Annotated in this window: 15 protein-coding genes; 8 read left to right on the top strand and 7 right to left on the bottom strand. The window is 68.3% G+C overall.

What is annotated here, in order from left to right; genetic code table 11:
- The first annotated feature begins 214 nt into the window (after positions 1 to 214).
- Positions 215 to 3,985 (top strand): methionine synthase, encoded by a 3,771-nt coding sequence (metH, locus tag LC039_RS03225; protein WP_226621615.1) that lies wholly within the window; start codon positions 215 to 217, stop codon positions 3,983 to 3,985.
- A gap of 345 nt (positions 3,986 to 4,330) precedes the next feature.
- Here metH and LC039_RS03220 read toward each other — a convergent pair whose 3' ends face one another.
- From LC039_RS03220 to LC039_RS03210, 3 genes are all read right to left on the bottom strand, one after another.
- Positions 4,331 to 5,410, bottom strand: a complete 1,080-nt coding sequence (locus LC039_RS03220) for a hybrid-cluster NAD(P)-dependent oxidoreductase (RefSeq protein ID WP_226621614.1) — start codon at positions 5,408 to 5,410, stop codon at positions 4,331 to 4,333.
- Positions 5,410 to 6,645 (bottom strand): aromatic ring-hydroxylating oxygenase subunit alpha, encoded by a 1,236-nt coding sequence (locus LC039_RS03215; RefSeq protein WP_226621613.1) that lies wholly within the window; start codon positions 6,643 to 6,645, stop codon positions 5,410 to 5,412. The genes LC039_RS03220 and LC039_RS03215 overlap by 1 nt, the downstream gene beginning before the upstream one ends.
- 511 nt (positions 6,646 to 7,156) lie before the next feature.
- Positions 7,157 to 8,788: a thiamine pyrophosphate-binding protein gene (locus LC039_RS03210; RefSeq protein WP_226621612.1), complete on the bottom strand. Its 1,632-nt coding sequence runs from the start codon at positions 8,786 to 8,788 to the stop codon at positions 7,157 to 7,159.
- A gap of 150 nt (positions 8,789 to 8,938) precedes the next feature.
- Here LC039_RS03210 and LC039_RS03205 point away from each other — a divergent pair, with 150 nt between their 5' ends.
- On the top strand, positions 8,939 to 9,427 hold the full coding sequence (locus LC039_RS03205) for an Lrp/AsnC family transcriptional regulator (RefSeq protein ID WP_226621611.1): 489 nt from the start codon (positions 8,939 to 8,941) through the stop codon (positions 9,425 to 9,427).
- A 130-nt stretch (positions 9,428 to 9,557) separates the two neighbouring features.
- A complete protein-coding gene (gene dusA / locus LC039_RS03200; RefSeq protein ID WP_226621610.1) occupies positions 9,558 to 10,565 on the top strand; it encodes a tRNA dihydrouridine(20/20a) synthase DusA in 1,008 nt (335 codons plus the stop codon).
- 6 nt (positions 10,566 to 10,571) lie between these two features.
- Here dusA and LC039_RS03195 read toward each other — a convergent pair whose 3' ends face one another.
- From LC039_RS03195 to ccmI, 3 genes are all read right to left on the bottom strand, one after another.
- A complete protein-coding gene (locus LC039_RS03195; RefSeq protein WP_226621609.1) occupies positions 10,572 to 10,814 on the bottom strand; it encodes a DUF1289 domain-containing protein in 243 nt (80 codons plus the stop codon).
- Positions 10,814 to 11,287: a Holliday junction resolvase RuvX gene (gene ruvX / locus LC039_RS03190; protein ID WP_226621608.1), complete on the bottom strand. Its 474-nt coding sequence runs from the start codon at positions 11,285 to 11,287 to the stop codon at positions 10,814 to 10,816. The genes LC039_RS03195 and ruvX overlap by 1 nt, the downstream gene beginning before the upstream one ends.
- 176 nt (positions 11,288 to 11,463) lie before the next feature.
- On the bottom strand, positions 11,464 to 12,729 hold the full coding sequence (gene ccmI / locus LC039_RS03185; RefSeq protein WP_226621607.1) for a c-type cytochrome biogenesis protein CcmI: 1,266 nt from the start codon (positions 12,727 to 12,729) through the stop codon (positions 11,464 to 11,466).
- 273 nt (positions 12,730 to 13,002) lie between these two features.
- Here ccmI and LC039_RS03180 point away from each other — a divergent pair, with 273 nt between their 5' ends.
- The gene (locus LC039_RS03180; RefSeq protein WP_226621606.1) at positions 13,003 to 14,247 is read left to right on the top strand and encodes a sarcosine oxidase subunit beta family protein; all 1,245 of its coding nucleotides are present in this window, start codon (positions 13,003 to 13,005) and stop codon (positions 14,245 to 14,247) included.
- A 44-nt stretch (positions 14,248 to 14,291) separates the two neighbouring features.
- Here LC039_RS03180 and LC039_RS03175 read toward each other — a convergent pair whose 3' ends face one another.
- Entirely contained in the window at positions 14,292 to 14,714 is a 423-nt protein-coding gene (locus tag LC039_RS03175) for a hypothetical protein (protein ID WP_226621605.1), read from the bottom strand.
- A gap of 281 nt (positions 14,715 to 14,995) precedes the next feature.
- On the opposite strand from LC039_RS03175, the gene LC039_RS03170 reads away from it, so the two are divergent.
- The 4 genes from LC039_RS03170 (at position 14,996) to LC039_RS03155 (ending at position 19,512) form a co-directional block, all read left to right on the top strand.
- The gene (locus LC039_RS03170; RefSeq protein ID WP_226621604.1) at positions 14,996 to 15,373 is read left to right on the top strand and encodes a hypothetical protein; all 378 of its coding nucleotides are present in this window, start codon (positions 14,996 to 14,998) and stop codon (positions 15,371 to 15,373) included.
- A gap of 117 nt (positions 15,374 to 15,490) precedes the next feature.
- Positions 15,491 to 15,814, top strand: a complete 324-nt coding sequence (locus LC039_RS03165) for a sarcosine oxidase subunit delta (protein WP_226621603.1) — start codon at positions 15,491 to 15,493, stop codon at positions 15,812 to 15,814.
- Between the two features lie 82 nt (positions 15,815 to 15,896).
- Positions 15,897 to 18,935, top strand: a complete 3,039-nt coding sequence (locus LC039_RS03160; protein ID WP_226621602.1) for a sarcosine oxidase subunit alpha family protein — start codon at positions 15,897 to 15,899, stop codon at positions 18,933 to 18,935.
- The gene (locus LC039_RS03155) at positions 18,928 to 19,512 is read left to right on the top strand and encodes a sarcosine oxidase subunit gamma (RefSeq protein ID WP_226621601.1); all 585 of its coding nucleotides are present in this window, start codon (positions 18,928 to 18,930) and stop codon (positions 19,510 to 19,512) included. Before LC039_RS03160 ends, LC039_RS03155 begins: the two co-directional genes overlap by 8 nt.
- The last annotated feature ends 40 nt before the right edge of the window (positions 19,513 to 19,552 follow it).

Below are 19,552 nucleotides of genomic sequence, written 5' to 3'. Positions count from 1 at the left end.
GGTGAAGGACAGCAGGGGGCGGGCCGAAAGGTCCGCCCCTTTGCGTTTGGCAAGGGCAAATCGCTTCGAAGAGATTTGCAGGCGCCTCCCAAGGCTTTTGCCGCCGCTTGAGCCGCCTTCATGATAACGATGATTATTATGAGATGGCCTTCAGCGGTCCGGATCGGTAGAGACGGCGCAACCAATGCTTGCCACCTCTGGCCCGGAGTCCGTCATGTCCGCCGCTATCCCGACCCGCTCTCCCGTCTTCGCCCGTCTCGAGGCCGCCGCGCGCGAGCGCATCCTGATCCTGGACGGCGCCATGGGCACGCAGATCCAGAAGCTGGGTCTGTCCGAGGGCGACTTCCAGGGCTGCGGCGGCGGCGCCTGCACCTGCCACCTGCCGCATTCCAGCGACAAGCCGCAGCAGGGCAACAACGATATCCTCAACCTGACGCGCCCCGAAGCGATCGAGGAGATCCACTACCAATACGCCATGGCGGGCGCCGATATCGCCGAGACGAACACCTTCTCGTCGACCACCATCGCGCAGGCCGATTACGACATGCAGGCGGCGGTCTATGACCTCAATTTCGAGGGCGCGCGTCTGGCGCGCAAGGCGATGGACCGGGCCGAGGCCGAGGACGGGCGCGCGCGCTTCGTCGCCGGCGCGCTCGGGCCGACCAACCGCACCGCCTCGATCAGCCCCGACGTGAACAATCCCGGCTACCGCGCGGTGACCTTCGACCAACTGCGCGAGGCCTATGCCCAGCAGGCGCGCGCGCTGATCGACGGCGGCGTCGACATCCTGCTGATCGAGACGATCTTCGACACGCTCAACGCCAAGGCCGCGATCTTCGCCTGCGAAGAGGTCTTCGCCGAGCGCGGCGAGCGCCTGCCTGTGATGATTTCGGGCACGATCACCGACCTCTCGGGCCGCACGCTCTCGGGCCAGACGCCCACCGCCTTCTGGCACTCGGTGCGCCATGCCGCGCCGCTGACCATCGGCCTGAACTGCGCGCTTGGGGCCAATGCCATGCGTCCGCACCTCGCCGAGCTTTCGTCGGTGGCCGACACGCTGATCTGCGCCTATCCCAATGCCGGCCTGCCCAACGAGATGGGTGAATACGACGAGACCCCCGAGCAGATGGCCGATCAGGTCGCCGGCTTTGCTCGTGACGGGCTCGTCAACATCGTCGGCGGCTGCTGCGGCTCGACCTATGACCACATCCGCGCCATCGCCAAGGCCGTGGCCGAGTACAAGCCGCGCGAGATCCCCGAGCACATCCCGCAGATGCGGCTGTCGGGCCTCGAGCCCTTCACGCTCACCGAGGCGATCCCCTTCGTCAACGTCGGCGAGCGGACCAACGTCACCGGCTCCGCGAAGTTCCGCAAACTCATCACCAATGGCGACTATGCCACCGCGCTCGAGGTTGCGCTGAACCAAGTCGAGAACGGCGCGCAGGTGATCGACATCAACATGGACGAGGGGCTGATCGACTCCAAGCAGGCGATGATCGAGTTCCTCAACCTCATCGCCGCCGAGCCCGATATCGCCCGCGTGCCGATCATGATTGACAGCTCCAAATGGGAGGTGATCGAGGCCGGCCTGCAATGCGTGCAGGGCAAGTCCATCGTCAACTCGATCTCGCTGAAGGAAGGCGAAGAGAGCTTCCTGCACCAGGCGCGCCTCTGCCGCGCCTATGGTGCTGCCGTCGTGGTCATGGCCTTCGACGAAACTGGCCAAGCCGACACCGAGGATCGCAAGGTCGAGATCTGCCAGCGCGCCTATAAGATCCTGACCGAGCAGGTGGGCTTCCCGCCCGAGGACATCATCTTCGACCCCAACGTCTTTGCCGTCGCCACCGGCATCGAGGAGCATGACAACTACGGCGTCGATTTCATCGAGGCCACCCGCCGCATCACCGAGACCTGCCCGCACGTCCACATCTCGGGCGGCGTGTCGAACCTGTCGTTCTCGTTCCGGGGCAACGAGCCGGTGCGCGAGGCGATGCACGCGGTGTTCCTCTATCATGCCATCCAGAACGGCATGGATATGGGCATCGTCAACGCCGGTCAGTTGGCGGTCTATGACCAGATCGACGCCAAGCTGCGCGAGGCCTGCGAGGATGTGGTGCTGAACCGCACACCCGCCAACGGCGGCACGGCGACCGAGAACATGCTGGAGCTGGCCGAGGAATACCGTGGGCAGGGCGGCGCCAAGGGCCGCGAGAAGGACATGAGCTGGCGCGAGCTGCCGGTCGAGAAGCGGCTGGAGCACGCGCTGGTCAACGGCATCACCGAGTTCATCGACGCCGACACCGAAGAAGCCCGGCAGGCCGCCGAGCGCCCGCTGCATGTCATCGAGGGGCCGCTGATGGCCGGGATGAACGTGGTCGGCGATCTCTTCGGCGCGGGCAAGATGTTCCTGCCGCAGGTGGTCAAATCCGCCCGCGTGATGAAACAGGCCGTGGCGGTGCTGCTGCCCTACATGGAAGAGGAAAAGCGCCTGAACGGTGGCGACGGCCGCGAAAGCGCCGGCAAGGTGCTCATGGCCACGGTGAAGGGCGACGTGCACGACATCGGCAAGAACATCGTCGGCGTGGTTCTGGCCTGCAACAACTACGAGATCATCGACCTTGGCGTCATGGTCCCGGCCGAGAAGATCCTCGCCACCGCCAAGGAGCAGAACGTCGACGTGATCGGCTTGTCGGGCCTGATCACCCCGTCGCTCGACGAGATGGTGCACGTGGCCTCGGAGATGGAGCGCGAGGGCTTCGACATCCCGCTGCTGATCGGCGGCGCGACCACCTCCCGCGTGCACACGGCGGTGAAGATCCACCCGCGCTACGGCGCCGGGCAGGCGGTGCATGTCAACGACGCCTCGCGCGCCGTGGGCGTGGTCTCGTCGCTGCTGTCGCCGGTGCACAAGCCCGAATATGTCGCCAATGTGCAGACCGAATACGCCGACGTCGCCGAGAAGCACGCCCGCGCGGAGCTCGCCAAGAAGCGCCTCCCGCTGGAGAACGCCCGCGCCAATGCGCTGAAGCTGGACTTCAAGCCGCAGCACGCGCCGAGCTTCCTCGGGACCAAGGCGTTCGACACCTGGGATCTGGCCGAACTGGCGCGCTACATCGACTGGACGCCGTTCTTCCAGACCTGGGAGATGAAGGGCGTCTACCCGAAGATCCTCGACGACGAGAAGCAGGGCGAGGCGGCGCGGGCGCTCTTTGACGACGCGCAGGCGATGCTCAAGAAGATCATCGACGAGAAGTGGTTCCACCCGCGCGCCGTGGTCGGCTTCTGGCCTGCAAACGCCGTGGGCGACGACATTCGCCTGTTCAAGGACGAGAGCCGTGCCGAGGATCTCGCGACCTTCTTCACCCTGCGCCAGCAGACTGCCAAGCGCGGCGACCGGCCCAACGTGGCGATGTCGGATTTCGTCGCGCCCGAGGGCACGCCCGACTACGTCGGCGGCTTCGTGGTGACGGCGGGCATCGAGGAAGAGCGCATCGCCAAGGAGTTCGAGGCGAAGAACGACGATTACTCGTCGATCCTCGTGAAGGCGCTGGCCGACCGTTTCGCCGAGGCCTTTGCCGAGCGCATGCACGAGATGGTTCGCAAGGAACTCTGGGGCTATGCGCCGGACGAGGCCTGCACGCCCGAGGAGCTGATCGCCGAGAAATACGCCGGCATCCGTCCCGCGCCGGGCTATCCCGCGCAGCCCGACCATACCGAGAAGACCACGCTGTTCGAGCTGCTCGACGCCACCAACGCCACCGGCGTCGAGCTGACCGAGAGCTATGCCATGTGGCCGGGCTCGTCGGTGTCGGGGCTCTACCTCGGCCACCCGGAGAGCTACTACTTCGGTGTTGCCAAGGTCGAGCGTGATCAGGTCGAGGATTATGCCGCGCGCAAGGGCATGGCGGTCGAGGAGGTCGAGCGCTGGCTCGCGCCGATCCTCAACTACGTGCCGGGCGGCGTGAAGGTCGTGGCGGCGGAGTAAGCCGGGACAACAGCCGGGCGAGCGCCTGCCCGAGGGGTGGCGCCGCACCGGCTGAGGCCCGCGTCTCGCCTCGGCCAGCCCCGTGCGAGGCCTGAGCGGTGCGCAACGATGTCAAAGCGCCAGTCCGGCCCGCACGCCTTAGGCGTGCAGAGCCCTGACTGCGCACCTCCGGTGCGGCCGCACGCCCAAGGCCTGCAGAGCCCCGACCGCGCACCTCTGGTGCGACGGGCAGGCGCTCGCCGGGCGGCTCCGCGTTGAGACCGGGCGGACAGCGCAACTGGTTCAAACACGAAAGGCCGCCGCGATCTCTCGCGGCGGCCTTTCCATTTCGCGCGGCGGAGCCTCTCAGACCTCGACTTCGACCTTGCCGATCGGGTGCGAGCAGCAGGCCAGCACGTAGCCCTCGGCGATGTCGTCCTCGGTGATGCCGCCGTTGTGGACCATGTGCACCTGGCCCGAGGTCTTCTTGATCTTGCAGGTGCCGCAGACCCCGAAGGTGCAGCCCGAGGGAATATTGAGCCCCGCGGCCTTGGCGGTGGCAAGGATCGTGTCGGTCTCCTTGCAGGTCTGGGTGATGCCGGACCCGACGAAGCTGACCTCGGCCTTGGCATCCTCGGGCACGACGTCGCCCTCGGTGGCGTCCTTGTCCTCTTCCGCCAGAGAGGGGTGGAAGCTCTCCTGGTGGTAGTGGTTCATGTCGTAGCCGAGGCCCTGCAGCGCCTCGCGCACCGCCTGCATGAAGGGCTCGGGACCGCAGCAGAACACCTCGCGCTCGAGGTAGTCGGGCGCGGTGAGGCCCAGCATCAGCTGGTTGAACATGCCCTTGTAGCCGGTCCACGGGTGGAACCGGTCGCCTTCCTCGACGACCCAGCGCAGCTCGATCCCGTCGATGCGGCTGGCGATATGCTCGAGCCGCTCGCGGAACACGATGTCCGACGGGCGCTTGGCGCAGTTGATGAACACTACGTCCGGGATGCGCCCCAGATCGTACATGTAGGTGACCATCGACATCATCGGGGTGATGCCGGAGCCCGCCGAGATGAACAGGTACTTCTCGGCCGGGTGGTGATGCGAGGTGAAGTGCCCGGCCGGGCCGAGCGCCTTGATCCGCATGCCGGGGCGCAGGTTGTCGAGCATCCAGCGGGTGCCGATGGAGCCCGGCTGCGCCTTGACCGTCACGGTGATCGACAGCGCCCGCGAGGGCGAGGACGAGATCGTGTAGGTCCGGTGTAGCGGCCCGCCCGGAACCGGCAGTTCGAGCGTCACGAACTGGCCGGGCAGGTAGTCGAAGAGTGCGCCCGAGGGGGCGGCGAAGCAGAAGGTCGACACGTTCGGCGCCTCGGGGATGACCGAGACGCATTCCAGCATCTCGTCATCCTTCCAGTAGCGCACGGCGGCGGAGGGGATGGAGCTTGCAGCCGCCATTATTCTGCTGCCATCCGGGCGGGGGCGAGACGCTTGGACATGGTGGCGCAGTACCAGTCGACGAACTGGTTCACGCCGTCCTCGTGGCTGGCAGAATACGGGCCGGGCTCATAGGCGGGCGAGTTGATGCCCTGCTGGTTGTCCTCGACGACCTGGCGGTCCTCGTCGTTGGTGTGCTCCCAGACAGTGGTGAGGTTCTCGAGGTCGTAGTCCACGCCCTCGACCGCATCCTTGTGCACCAGCCAGGTGGTCTGCACCTCGGTTTCGGTCGGGCTGATCGGGGTCACGCGGAAGGTGATCGAATGGTCCGACAGGAAGTGGTTCCAGGTGGTCGGGTAGTGGAACTTCAGCAGGGTGCCGGCATCGAGGAAGGGAATCCGGCCGAGGCGCTTCTGCACCGCGATCTTGCCGTTCATCGTGTAGCTCTCGGCGCCGTCGAGCAGCGGCATGCGCGCAAGGCGGTACTGGCCGTCATCGGCCATCTGGAAGCGCGACGGGGCGCCGCCGGCCTCGAGGCGGTTGAAATGCGCCTCGACCTGTGGCGGGAAGGTGCCGTCGGCGGACACGCCGGTGATCGTCGGATCCTCGGGGTAGGTGCGGCAGAGCGACGGGTGGTTGCCGGCGCAGTGGTAGCACTCGCGGTTGTTCTCCCACACGAGCTTCCAGTTGCCGTTCTCGATGATCGTCGACTGGTGCGCGATCTTCGCGTCGCGCAGGTCGTGCACGGCGAGATAGGGCTCGGCCATCCTGGCGAAGGCGTCGAAATCCGGCGCCTCGTTGGCGAGGCAGATGTAGACCAGGCCCGAGACCTCGCGGCAGTGCACCGGCTTCAGCCCATGCGCCGAGGCGTCGAAGTCGCTGCCCATGTCGCGCGCCCAGAGCAGGCGGCCGTCAAGCTCATAGGTCCACTGGTGGTAGGGGCAGACCAGCTTTGCGACGGTGCCCGAGGCGGCCTTGCAGATCACCGAGCCGCGGTGGCGGCAGGTGTTGTGGAAGGCCCGCACCGACCCGTCCGGACCGCGCACGATGACCACGCGGTAGGGGCCGACCTTCTGCGTCACGTAGCTGCCGGTCTTGGGCAGGGCGGCCAGCGGCGTGGCGAAGAGCCACTCGCGGTACCAGATCTGCTCCAGGTCCTGCGCGTAGATCCCGGGGTCGGTGTAGAAGGCCTGCTCCAGCGAATGGCCGGGCTTGCGGCGGCTCAGCAGGTCAAGGGTCGTGGCGTCAGCTGTCATGGCCGAACTCCGTAGGCCGGGCGCGGGGCCCGTGCGGGTCTCTTGCGGAAGAGAGGTCGGTTTCGACCTATCCTCCGGCGGTGTGTCTGATGCCGGAATCCCCCGGTCCACGAAGCACAAATGCGCCGCGCTGGCCGGAGCGGGGCCGACGATCTCGGCCTAGAAATAGCCTGCCCGCGACGATTCTGATGGCTGGATGCGACATGGTGCGTTTCGAAACAGACTTGCGGTTCAATTCCCTGCAAAGTTGTTTCCGCGCCGCAGCGGTTGCTGCCGAAAAATGCAGCAAAATTGAATCGTTTTGTTGCCGGAGCAGGGTGTTGCGGGCTGTGGCCCGCGGCGTCTTTTGTGGCGGCCCCTTCATGAAGGCGCCGTGCCGCTGGCGTGAAAGCGACCGCAAGCGAACGGGCCGGGCGCGAGGGAACGCCGCCCGGCCCGCTCTGCCGCGACACCGCGCGCGCTGCGGTGTCGCGGGGTGCAGGGGCCCGCCCGCGGGCGGGGCCGCGCGGGGTCAGATCCGCATGCGCGGCATGTCGTTGGGATCGAGCCGGAGCTCGATCAGCAGCGGGCGGTCGCGTGTCTCGATCGCCGAGATCGCCGCTTCCAGGTCTTCCTCGGATTGTACGAGGATGCCCTTGCCGCCCAGCGACGTCGCGACCTCCGCGAAGCAGGGCCAGTCGAACTGGGTGAGGCCCGGGTCCATCTTGCGGTCGATGAACTGGATGTGTTCGGCGCCATAGGCGGCGTCGTTGCACAGGATCACAACCATGTCCTGCTTGAGCCGCACCGCGGTGTTGAACTCGCCGAGCCCGCCCATCATGAAGCCGCCGTCGCCCGAGAAGAGCACGACGGGACGGTCGGGCGCAGCCACCGCGGCGCCGATCGCTTCCTGGACACCCAGCCCGATCGCGCCGAAGTTCACCGTCGCGACGAAGCTGCGCGGGTCCGGCACGGAAATGCGGCACCAGACCTCGGTCATGAAACGTCCGCCGTCGGTGACCAGGATCCGGTTCTCGGGCAGGGCCTGTTCGAGCCGCTCGAGCGCCGCCACGTAGTTGACGCAGCCCTCGCGGGTCTTCGTGGTGCGGGCCGAGGGATGGCGGCGCAGCTCCTCGCCGTCCAGCTCGGCGGTAAAGCGGCTGCCGGGAATCTCCGCCTCGTCCAGCCAGTGCACGACGTTGTCGGCGGTGAGCCCGGCGTCGGCGACCAGCGCGGCATCGGGATGCACGGTGCGGCCGATGGCGCTGCGGTCACTGTCGATCTGCACCAGCCGCTTGCCGTCAAGCAGCTTGCCGCGGTCGGTGGTGAACTCGTGCAGAGCCGCGCCGAAGCTGATCACGCAGTCGGACTTGCCGATGACGTCATAGGCGGCGGGGGTGCTGAGCGTGCCGAAGATGTCGATGTCATGCGGATGGCCGCGGAACAGCCCCTTGGCCTTGAGCGTGGTCGCCAGCGGCGCCTCGAGCCGGTCTGCGAGCCGGATGATCTGCGCACGCGCTTCGCAGGCCCCGGCACCGGCGAGGATCATCGGCCGCCGCGCGCTGGCGATCATGCCGATGGCCTCGTCGAGCGCCTCCCCCTCGGGCACGAAGCTGCGGGTCTCGAAGACGCTCAGCACGCAGGGCGCATAGGGCGCCTCCTGCCACATGAACTCGGCCGGCATATTGAGCACGATGGGGCGGCGCTCGACCTTGGCGCGGTAGAAGGCGCGGGCCACGTCCCGCACCGCCAGCTCGGGCGAGCGCATCTGCTCGAACCCAGCGCCGCTCGAGAGCACCACCGCGCGCTGGTCGATGCCCTGCAGGTGGCGCGGGTTGGCCACCGGCGTGTCGCCCGCAAGAAGCACCATCGGAACCTGCCCGCGCGCGCCCTCGGTCAGCGCGGTGACGCAGTTGGTCAGCGCCGGGCCGTGGGTGATGGTGGCGACGCCGATCTTCCCGGCCACATGGGCGTAGGCCAGTGCCATCAGCACCGCGCTGCCCTCATGCGCCGCGGGCACGAAGCGGGCATCGCAGCCGCGGGCGAAGTGGTCGGCGATGAAGAGGTTGGCATCGCCCATCAGACCGAACATCGTGTCAATCCCGTGGTCGCGCACCGCCTGCGCGATGGCCTGATGCACGGGGGTGGGGCCTGCGTCGAACATCTTCTTTCTCCCTTTGGTGTTTTAAGAATTCTAGCGCCGCTTGCCCGCACGGTGTGTGCGATTGCATGCAGTGAGACCTGTCGGTATGCACGGGAGGTGCGGAATTTTTAAATATTTGCACGAAACGTGTATGATGTACTTCAGACCTGCATGAGGTGTGCCGCGATGCCGCTCGACCGCTACGACCGCCAGATCCTTGACGCGCTGCAGAGGGACGGCGCGCTGACCAATGCGCAGCTCTCGGAGCGGGTGAACCTTTCAGCCTCGCAATGCTCGCGCCGCCGCGCCGCGCTGGAGGCCGCCGGGGTGATCGAGGGCTACCGGGCGAAGCTCGACGCTGGGAAGCTCGGGCTGGGCATCCGCGTCATCGTGCGGGTGAACCTGCGCACCCACGGCAACAGCGCCGACAGCGACTTCAGCGCCTGGATCGGACGCCAGCCCGAGGTGCTCTCGGCCTTCTCGGTCTCGGGCGATGCCGACTACGTGCTGCACGTGCGGGCGCGGGACCTCGAGAGCTTCTCCGACTTCCTGCACGAGCGCCTGCTGCTGCGCCCCGACATCTCGCAGGTGCGCTCGGATTTCGTGCTGCAGACGCTGAAGGACAGTGACGCGCTGGACCTGTCTGACCTGGGACGTTGAGCTGGTCCCGAACCCCGCTGTAGGGCCTTTGGGCTTCCATTTTTCTCTGTCACGATGTAGGAGCGCCGCTTGCGATGCCGGGACGGCCCGGCGCGATGGATGCAAGAGCACAGGCTGCCGGAGGCCCGACGTGACGACCCCTCAGGAGAAATCGACCCTTCACGCCGCTGCCCGCCTGAGCGTGGCCCCGATGATGGATTGGACCGACCGGCATTGCCGCTATCTGCACCGTATCCTGTCGACGCAGACGCTGCTTTATACCGAAATGGTCACCTCACCGGCGCTGGTGCGCGGCGGGGCGCTGCACCTGCTGAAGTTCGATCCGTCGGAACATCCGGTGGCGCTGCAGCTCGGCGGCTCGGACCCGGTGGAGCTGGCACAGGCCGCGACGCTCGGCGCCGAGGCGGGCTATGATGAAATCAACCTCAACTGCGGCTGCCCCTCGGACCGGGTGCAGTCGGGCACCTTCGGCGCCGTGCTGATGAAGCACCCCGATCTGGTTGCCGACTGCGTTGCCGCGATGCGCGCGGCGGTGGATGTCGAGGTCACGGTGAAATGCCGCATCGGCGTCGACGAGCAGGAGCCGCGCGAGGTGCTGCCGGAGTTCCTCGAGAAGATCGCCGCGGCGGGCTGCGACCGGGTGACCATCCACGCCCGCAAGGCCTGGCTGCAGGGGCTCAGCCCCAAGGAGAACCGCGATATCCCGCCGCTCGACTACGAATTGGTGCACGAGATGAAGGCGGCCTTCCCGCAGCTGCATGTGTCGATCAACGGCGGGGTGCAGAGCCTCGACGAGGCCGAGGCGCATCTGGCGCGCGGGCTCGACGGGGTGATGATCGGGCGGTCGGCCTATCACGCGCCTTGGGACGTACTGGCCGAGGCGGATGCGCGGATCTACGGCAGCGCGCGCGAGACCGTCTCGCCCGACGCCGCGGTCGCGGCGATGGTGCCCTATATCGAGCGCCACATCGCCGAGGGCGGCCGGCTGCACCAGGTCACCCGCCATATGCTCGGGCTCTTTGCCGGTCGCCCCGGCGCCCGGAAATGGCGGCAGGTGCTGTCGGAGAAGGCCTCGCGCGATGGCGCCGGCACCGAGGTGCTGGACGAGGCGCTGGGGCGGATGCGCGAGGCGGCCTGAGCCGCCTCAGCCGCCGCGGTTGATCCGGCCCGCACGCCCGCCGCGGCGCTGGCGCAGCAGCGCCTTGCGCTCGGGCAGGGCCTCCATGATGGCGCGGCGCGCCTCGGGCGTGTAGCCCGACCAGCCGGCGATCTCGTCAAGCGTGCGCAGGCAGCCGGTGCAGAGCCCGCTCTCGCGGTGCACCACACAGATGTTCACGCAGGGAGTCTCAACGGGGGATTTGGCACGGGATTTGTGGGGGCCGCTCATCAGTCTGCCCGCAGGTGCCGCAGCCGGTCGAGGGCGCCTTGCAGGATGAAGCTCGCCGCCACGTGGTCGATCAGCTCGGCCCGCTTCTTGCGCGAGGTGTCGGCCTCGAGCAGCGCGCGTTCGGCGGCGACGGTCGAGAGTCGCTCGTCCCAGTAGCCGATCGGCCCGTCCCAGAGGTTCGACAGGTTGCGCGCAAAGGCGCGGGTGGATTGCGCCCGCGGTCCCTCGGAGCCGTCCATGTTGCGCGGCAGGCCGAGGATGATGCCGCCCACTTCGCGGGCGCGGACGATCTTCAGCAGCGCCTCGGCGTCGAGGGTGAACTTCTTGCGCTTGATGGTCTCGATCGGCGTCGCCACCGAGAGCAGCCGGTCCGAGAGCGCCACGCCGATGGTCTTGGTGCCGAGGTCGAGCCCGGCGATGGCCTGCATCGGCGGCAGGGCGGCGGCGAAATCGGCGATGTCTTCGTGGATCATCAGCAGGGTCCTTTGGGATGCTGCGTCGTCCCTAGCGCAGGTGCGGGCGCGAGGGAAGGGAGCGGCGCTGCCCCTCGTCGCCATCGCGGGTTGGACCGGCGATGCCTCCGAGGCGACCCTGCCGCCAATTCACCCCGGCGTATTTTCATAGAGGAGGGCAGGGCCAGCGGGCAGGGTCAGTCGGTGGCGAGCCCGGCGCGGGCGGCGCCGGCGCGGATGGTCTCGAGCGCCGCGGGGCGCGTTGCGAAGACCGTCTGCGCCTCGGTCCAGATGGCGGCGGCGCGGTCGGTCTGGCCGAGCACGCCGAGCGCGGTCAGCAGGCGCGCCCATTCCTCGGGGCTGCCGCCCTCGCTGGCAAGCCGCTGCGAGAGGTTGTCGACCATGCCCTCGATCATCGCCTGGCGGTCTTCGTCGGACATGTCTGACGCTGCCTCGACATCGGCGCTGCTTGGGCCGGGGAGGGCCATCGGGCTGTCTCCGGCCAGCGCGGCGGAGGCGACCTCAGGTAGGGTGTAGTCATTGATCCCGGCGCGCCGGGCCAGCTCGGGCATCTGCTCGGCGATGACGGCCAGCCAGGGGGCGCCCGGCTCGCTCTGCCGCAGCAGGTTGTCCCAGATCCGGAAGGCGCTGTCCGGACGACCGGTCTGCGCCATCATCAGCCCGCCGTAGTAGCGCGCCACGCCGTTCTCGGGATCGAGGCGCATCACCGCGTCGAGCGCCTCCTCGGCCTCGGGCGAGACGTAGCCGCCGGCGGCGAGGACCATCATGTCGGCCAGATCCGCATAATCCGATGCGGTCGCTTCCTCGCCGCGCAGCTCGATGACCCGGCGCTGCGCCGCATAGGCGGCGCGGTAGTTGCCGAGCGCCGCCTCGGAGCGGGCGAGCAGGGCCTGGCCCTGCAGATCGTCGGGACGGGCGGCGACGGCCTCGCGCAGGCGCACCACGAGCTGGGCGTATTCCGCCGGCGCATCGGCATTGGGCGCATCGGGCACGGAGGCCTCGGCCTCCTGTTGGGAGGGGCGGCTGGCCCGCAGTTCCTCGGCGGCCTCGATGCGGGTGCCAAGCGACAGGTCGCCGTAGCCGGGCGCGCCGAGTTGCAGGTAAAGCGCGTAGGTGCCGGCAAGCAGCGCCAGCAGGACCAGCCCGGCGGCGGCGCGACCGGGGCCCTTGCCGGTGGCGGTGGTGCCGCCCTGCTGCGCGCGGCTGTCGGCGGCGAGGATGCGGCGCGAGACCTCGGTGCGCAGCCGCTCGGCCTCGGCCTCGCCGATGGTGCCGCGGGCGCGGTCCCGGTCGATCTCGGAGAGCTGGTCGCGGTAGACCTTGAGGTCGAAGGATCCGGCCCCGGCGATCTCGGCGCCGTCGCGGCTGCGCAGCAGCGAGATCAGCAGCGGTGCCGAGACGGCCAGCACCGCCAGCGCGGTCACGATCCAGAATGTGGTCATTTAAACTCTCCCGTTCTTGCCATTGTGTAGCCGGGCGGGGCGCGGGAAAAAAGGGGGGACCGGGCGCGGCAATTGGACCTCTCTCCGCGGCGTGATCGCCCGCGAGCGGCCGCGCGTGGGCGGAAGCAGGCGATGCGGTGCGAGCGAAGCGTGGATGCGGGCCCGGCTTTCTGCCGATCGTGAGGATTGCAGCTACGGGGGAGGTTGCAGCCGCGCGCGCGGCATGCAGGTATCGTGTTACCCTAGGTCACAGCAACGGCGGATTCGAGACCCATGAAACGCTATTCGGTTTTTGCCATCGCCCGCGAGGCCGCGCGCTACCACACCGGCTGGGCCCGCGCCTGGCGCAAGCCCGAGCCCAAGTCGCGCTACCAGGTTGTGATCGTCGGGGCGGGCGGCCACGGGCTCGCCACCGCCTATTACCTCGGCAAGAACTTCGGCATCACCGATGTTGCGATCATCGAGAAGGGCTGGCTTGGCGGCGGCAACACCGGGCGCAACACCACGATCATCCGTTCCAACTACCTGCAGGATCCCTCTGCCGCGATCTACGAGAAGGCGCGGTCGCTCTACGAGGGGCTGAGCCAGGATCTGAACTACAACGTCATGTTCTCGCCCCGCGGGGTGATGATGCTGGCGCAGACGGAGCACGAGCTGCGCGGATACCAGCGCACGGTGCACGCCAACCGCCTGCAGGGGATCGAGACCGAGATGATCGGCCCGCGCGAGGTCAAGCGGCTCTGCCCGATCATGAACATCGACGGGCCGCGCTACCCGGTGCTTGGGGCGCTGTGGCAGGCGCGCGGCGGCACCGCGCGGCACGACGCGGTGGCCTGGGGGTATGCGCGGGCCTGTTCCGACATGGGCATGGACATCTTGCAGAACTGCGAGGTCACCGGCATTCGTTCCGAGGGCGGCAAGGTGCGCGGCGTATCCACTAGCAAGGGCGAGATCGACTGCGACAAGCTCGGCATCGTGGTCGCCGGGCACTCCGGGGTCATGGCCGAGAAGGCCGGTTTCCGGCTGCCGATCGAGTCGGTGGCGCTGCAGGCGCTGGTCAGCGAGCCGATCAAGCCCTGCATGGACGTGGTGGTCATGGCCAATACGGTGCACGGCTACATGAGCCAGTCGGACAAGGGTGAGATGGTGATCGGCGGCGGCACCGACGGCTTCGTCAACTACACCCAGCGCGGCTCCTTCCAGCACATCGAGGAAACCGTGCGCGCCCTGACCGAGACCTTCCCGATGATCTCGCGCCTGAAGATGCTGCGGCAATGGGGCGGCATCGTCGACGTGACCGGGGATCGTTCGCCGATCCTGTCGAAGACGCCGCTGGAGAACTGCTTCGTCAACTGCGGCTGGGGCACCGGCGGCTTCAAGGCCATCCCGGGCTCGGGCTGGGGCTTTGCCGAGCTGATGGCCAAAGGCCACTCGCCGCTCACCGCCGAATTCGGGCTCGACCGCTTCCGCGAGGGACGGTTCATCGACGAGAGCGTCGCCGCCGGGGTGGCGCACTGATGGGCCGCCAGCGGCAGGGCGCGTCTAGGCGACGGGCCGGCGACCTAGTGCCGGGTGGCGCCGCGCGGCAGGGTCACCGGCAGCGGCCCGGCAAGCTCCATCAGCCCGGCGTGCCCGCTCCGGGCCTGGCCGGCGTTGCAGGGCGGGCGCCAGCTCTGGATGAACTCCTGCGCCACCGCCTCGCGGTCCTCGGCGCGCGACAGGGCGACGGCACCGATGGTGTCGAAGCCGAGTTCCTCGGCCCGCGCCCATGCCCCGCCCGGCAGCCTGTCCTGCGCCAGTTGCGAGCCGAGCGCGCAGGTGGCGCCGACATAGAGGATCTGCGCCTGCACCGCGCGGCCCTCGGGCAGGCGCAGCAGCAGGTAGACGGCGCCCTCCTCGGCGAGCTCGGTGTCGCGGGTGAACAGCTCCACCGGGTAGCGGCGGCCACGATGGCTGGTGAGGATCAGGGTCAGAAGTCTGCTCATGGGGCCTCCGGTCTTTGCGCGGGTTGGTCTGCTGGAATCGAACGGTCGCGTTCTGTCGTCCGTTGGACAAGGATAGGTCCGCTACGGTTCCATCCATTGATCTGCCCCCCTGCATCGATGAATTCGGCGTGTGATCGGCGCGCGCGCCGGGATTTGAGGCGGCTGCGCCGGGTGCCTGCCTCTTCGGTAGGCGGAAAATGGAGCATGGCGGCGACGCGCGGGAACGGCCGAGCGCAAGGGCGCGTTCATCTGCCAGTCACGAAGTGTACTGGAGGAGTTCCATGTCCGATTATACCACCGACACCCGCCCGCCGGCTGCGCCGCGGGCAGACGCCCGCCCCACGCAGGATCCGGTGCGCGAACCGGTGCGCGAGCATACCACAACCACCACGACCACCACGCGGACCGGCGCGAGCGCCGGGATGGCCTTCATCCTCGGCATCGTCGTCGTCGTGCTTGCAGTGCTCGCCTGGGCCGTCTTCGGCGGCGGCGACGGCTCGGAGGGCGCAGCCCCGGATGCCATCACCCCGGCCGAAGCGCCTGCCGCAGCCCCGGCCGAGACCGCTCCGGCAGAGCAGGCCGCACCCGCCGAAACCGCGCCCGAGGCAGCTCCCGAAGCCGCCCCGGCCGACGCTGGCGAGACCACCGGCAACAACTGATTCGCGCCGCGACGCCCATACACGTGCTGCAAGGCCCGGCCCCGCTCTGGCGGCCGGGCCTTTTGCGTGCCGTGCTGTCGCAATCCAGAGTTCACCCGCCCGACACGGAGGTGCCCGATGCTGACCCTGACCTGTCCCTGTTGCGGCCTGGAGGCCGCGGAAATCGAGCTCGCGCCCGGCGGCGAGGCGCATCTGGTCCGCTTCGGTCCCGGCAGCAGCGATGCCGAGTTTGAGGACTACCTGTTCAACCGCCAGGCAGCCAAGGGACCGGTGCTGGAGCGCTGGCGCCACGCCTATGGCTGCGGCAAGTGGTTCCTCGCCGCGCGCGACAGCGTGACCATGGAGGTTTACGGCACCTACAGCGCGCGGCTGCCACAGCCGCCCGAGGAGGTGCTGACCCGGATCCGCGCCCGTCACCCGGGCTGGCAGGTGCCCGCATGAGCCGTCTTTTCTTTTCGAATACGCCCGCGCGGCGCCTCGCCATGGGGTGCATCGCCGGGTCCAAGTGCACGAGGTTCCGCAGATGAGTACCCGTCTGGCCAAGGGCGGCCGCTTCGTCGACCGTTCGAGCAAGATCCGTTTCACCTTCGACGGCGTGTCGATGAATGCCCATCCCGGTGACACGCTCGCCTCGGCGCTGCTCGCCAACGACCGGCTGCTGGTGGGCCGCAGCTTCAAGTACCACCGCCCGCGCGGCGTGGTGGCCTCGGGCGCCGAGGAGCCGAACGCGCTGGTCGGGCTCGGCACCGGCCCGCGCTTCGAGCCGAACCAGCGCGCCACGACCACCGAGCTTTTCGACGGGCTCACCGCCGAGAGCCAGAACCGCTGGCCCAGCCTCGAGCAGGATGTCGGCGCGGTGAACGCGGCGCTGTCGCGCTTCCTCCCGGCGGGCTTCTACTACAAAACCTTCCTCTGGCCGCGGGCCTTCTGGAAGCACCTCTACGAGCCGGTCATCCGCCGCGCCGCCGGGCTCGGCAAGGCGCCGCACCCGGAAAGCCGCGACTCCGACAGCTATGAGCATTTCCACGCCCATGTGGACGTGCTGGTGGTCGGCGGCGGTGTCGCCGGCCTGCTGGCGGCGAAGGTGGCCGCCGAGGCCGGCGCGCAGGTGCTGCTGATCGAGCAGAGCGCACATTGGGGCGGGCGCGCCCCGGTCGACGGCGGCACGATCGACGGCATGACGCCCGAGGCATGGGTCGAACAGACCCTGGCGGAGCTCGACGCGCTGCCGAACCTGCGCCGCGTCGCGCGCTGCATGGGCGCGGCGGTGCAGGATCACGGCTACGTGCTGGGCTACGAGCGGCTGACCGACCACGCGCCAGGCACCATCGGGCCGCGCCACCGGCTCTGGCGCATCCGCGCAGGGCAGATCATCACCGCCACCGGCGCCATCGAGCGCCCGCTGAGCTTTGCCGGCAACGACGTGCCGGGGGTGATGCTGGCCTCGGCGATGCGCGACTACGTGGTCAACTACGGCGTGACGCCGGGCCAGAAGGTCGTGCTGGTGACCAACAACGACGATGGCTACCGCACCGCGCTGGCGCTGCACGAGGCGGGCGTCGATGTGGTGCGCGTGCTCGATGCGCGGCCCATGGGCGGCGGCAAGCTGATGGAGCAGCTGCGCGAGCAGGGCATCCGCGTCGATCCCGGCCGCGCCATCGCCAAGGTCAGCGGCGGCAAGCGCGTCGCCACGGTGCACAGCTGCCTTGCCGATGGCGAGGGCAACGTGCTCGAGGACATCGCCTGCGACGCGGTGGCCATGTCCGGTGGCTGGTCGCCGGTGGTGCATCTTTGGTCGCACTGCGGCGGCAAGCTGCGCTGGGACGAGGCGGGCGCCTTCTTCCGTCCCGATCCGGAGCGCCCGCCGACCGGCGCCGACGGGCTGCCAATGGTCATTCCCGCAGGCGCGGCCAATGGTGAATTGACGCTGAGAAATGCTCTTGAAGATGCCGTAATAGCAGGGAAAAACGCAGCTCTTAAAGTTGGCCGTGAAGTTGGCGAAATTGTGGCACCCTTTGGCGAGGAGGTCGCCGAGGCGGCGCTCATGCCGCTGTGGATCGTGCCGACCAAGGCGACGCCGGACCTGCGCATGAAAGCCTTCCTCGACTACCAGAACGACGTGAAGGTCGCGGATTTGCAGCTTGCCGCCCGCGAGGGTTACGAGAGCGTCGAACACGCCAAGCGCTACACCACGCTCGGCATGGCGACGGATCAGGGTAAGCTAAGCAATATCAATGGTCTTGCCGTTCTTTCTGACACTCTGGGTGAAGCGATCCCGCAGGTCGGCACCACCACCTTCCGCCCGCCTTACACGCCGATCTCCTTCGGGGCGATCACCGGCGAGGCACGGGGCGAGCTGTTCCAGCCGCTGCGCCGCACGCCGATGGACGCCTGGCACGATGCCAATGGGGCCGAGTGGGAGCCGGTCGGGCACTGGCGCAGACCCTATTGCTACCGCCGCCCCGGCGAGAGCACCGAGATGGCGGTGAACCGCGAGATCCTCGCCACCCGCCAGAGCCTCGGCCTGCTCGACGCCTCGACGCTGGGCAAGATCGTGGTGAAAGGGCCCGATGCCGGCAAGTTTCTCGACATGCTCTACACCAACATGATGAGCACGCTGCCGGTCGGAAAATGCCGCTACGGGCTGATGTGCTCCGAGAACGGCTTCCTGATGGACGACGGCGTCGTGGTGCGGCTGGCGGAGGACACATGGCTGTGCCACACCACCACCGGCGGCGCCGATCACATCCATGCCCACATGGAAGATTGGCTGCAATGTGAATGGTTTGACTGGCGTGTTTACACCGCAAACATCACCGAGCAATACGCGCAGGTCGCGGTGGTCGGCCCCGAGGCGCGCATACTGCTCGAAAAGCTCGGGGGCATGGACGTGTCGAAGGAGGCGCTGCCCTTCATGACCTGGGCCGAGGGCACGCTGGGCGGCTTCCCGGCGCGGGTCTTCCGCATCTCCTTCTCCGGCGAGTTGAGCTACGAGGTGGCCGTTCCGGCGCATCTGGGCCGTGAGTTCTGGGGCAGGCTGCTGGAACTGGGCGCGGAGTGGGATGTCACCCCTTATGGCACCGAGGCGCTGCACGTGATGCGCGCCGAGAAGGGCTTCATCATGATCGGCGACGAGACCGACGGCACGGTGATCCCGCAGGATCTCAACCTCGGCTGGGCGATCTCCAAGAAGAAAGAGGACTTCCTTGGCAAGCGCGCGCAGGCGCGGGTCAACATGGCCGATCCGAAGCGCTGGAAGCTGGTCGGGCTGGAAACCTCGGACGGCGGCGTGCTGCCCACCGGCGCGCTCGCCATCGCGCCCGGCAAGAACGCCAACGGTCAGCGCAACACGCAGGGGCGGGTCACCTCGTCGTATTTCTCGCCCACTCTGGGCCGCGGCATTGCCATGGCATTGGTGCTCGACGGGCCGCAGCGCATGGGCGAGGAGCTGACCTTCACCACCGACGACTACGATCCGGCCGATGAGTCGAAGACAACGCTCCGGGCAACCATCGTGAGCCCGGTGCTCTACGATCCCGAGGGAGCAAGAAACGATGTCTGAGACAAGTTATGAACCGGTGACCCCGCTGCTGGGAGCGATCTCCGAGGGCGCGCTTTCGGTGCGCGACGCGGGGCCGACGGGGATGATCGCAGTGCGCGGCGACCTGACCGATCCCGGGTTCACCGGGCCGGTCTCGGCCCTGGCAGGCTGCGCTCTGCCGGGCGTCTGGCGGGCGAGCGGCCATGGCGGGCGCGAGCTGCTGTGGATGGCGCCGGACGAGCTTTTGCTGCTCATGCCCTATGGCGAGCCGCGCCTGGCGGCCCCGACGCTGCAGGCCGAGTTCGACCGGCAGGGGGTGCATGCGCTGGTGCATGACGTGTCGGACATGCGTGTGCGGCTGATCGTCGAGGGCACGCACATGCGCGAGGCGCTGGCGCGGCTCACTCCCGCCGATGTCTCGCCCGCGGCCCTGCCGCCGGGCAGCCTGCGGCGCACGCGCATTGCGCAGGTCGCGGCGGCGCTCCGCATCGTTTCTGAGGAGCAGGCCGAGGTGCTGTGCTTCCGCTCGGTGGCGGATTACGCCTTCCGGCTGCTCGGCGGCGCGGCGAGAAATGCCCCGGATTTCGAATATTTCTGAGCTGCCTCGCATTGCACCCGGCGCCCGGCACCCGTAGCGT

Source organism: Alloyangia pacifica, assembly GCF_020524285.1.
Taxonomy (GTDB): Bacteria; Pseudomonadota; Alphaproteobacteria; order Rhodobacterales; family Rhodobacteraceae; genus Salipiger; species Salipiger pacificus_B.
Note: the sequence above shows the minus strand (reverse complement) of the source record. Positions and strands in the feature narration are given on the sequence as shown.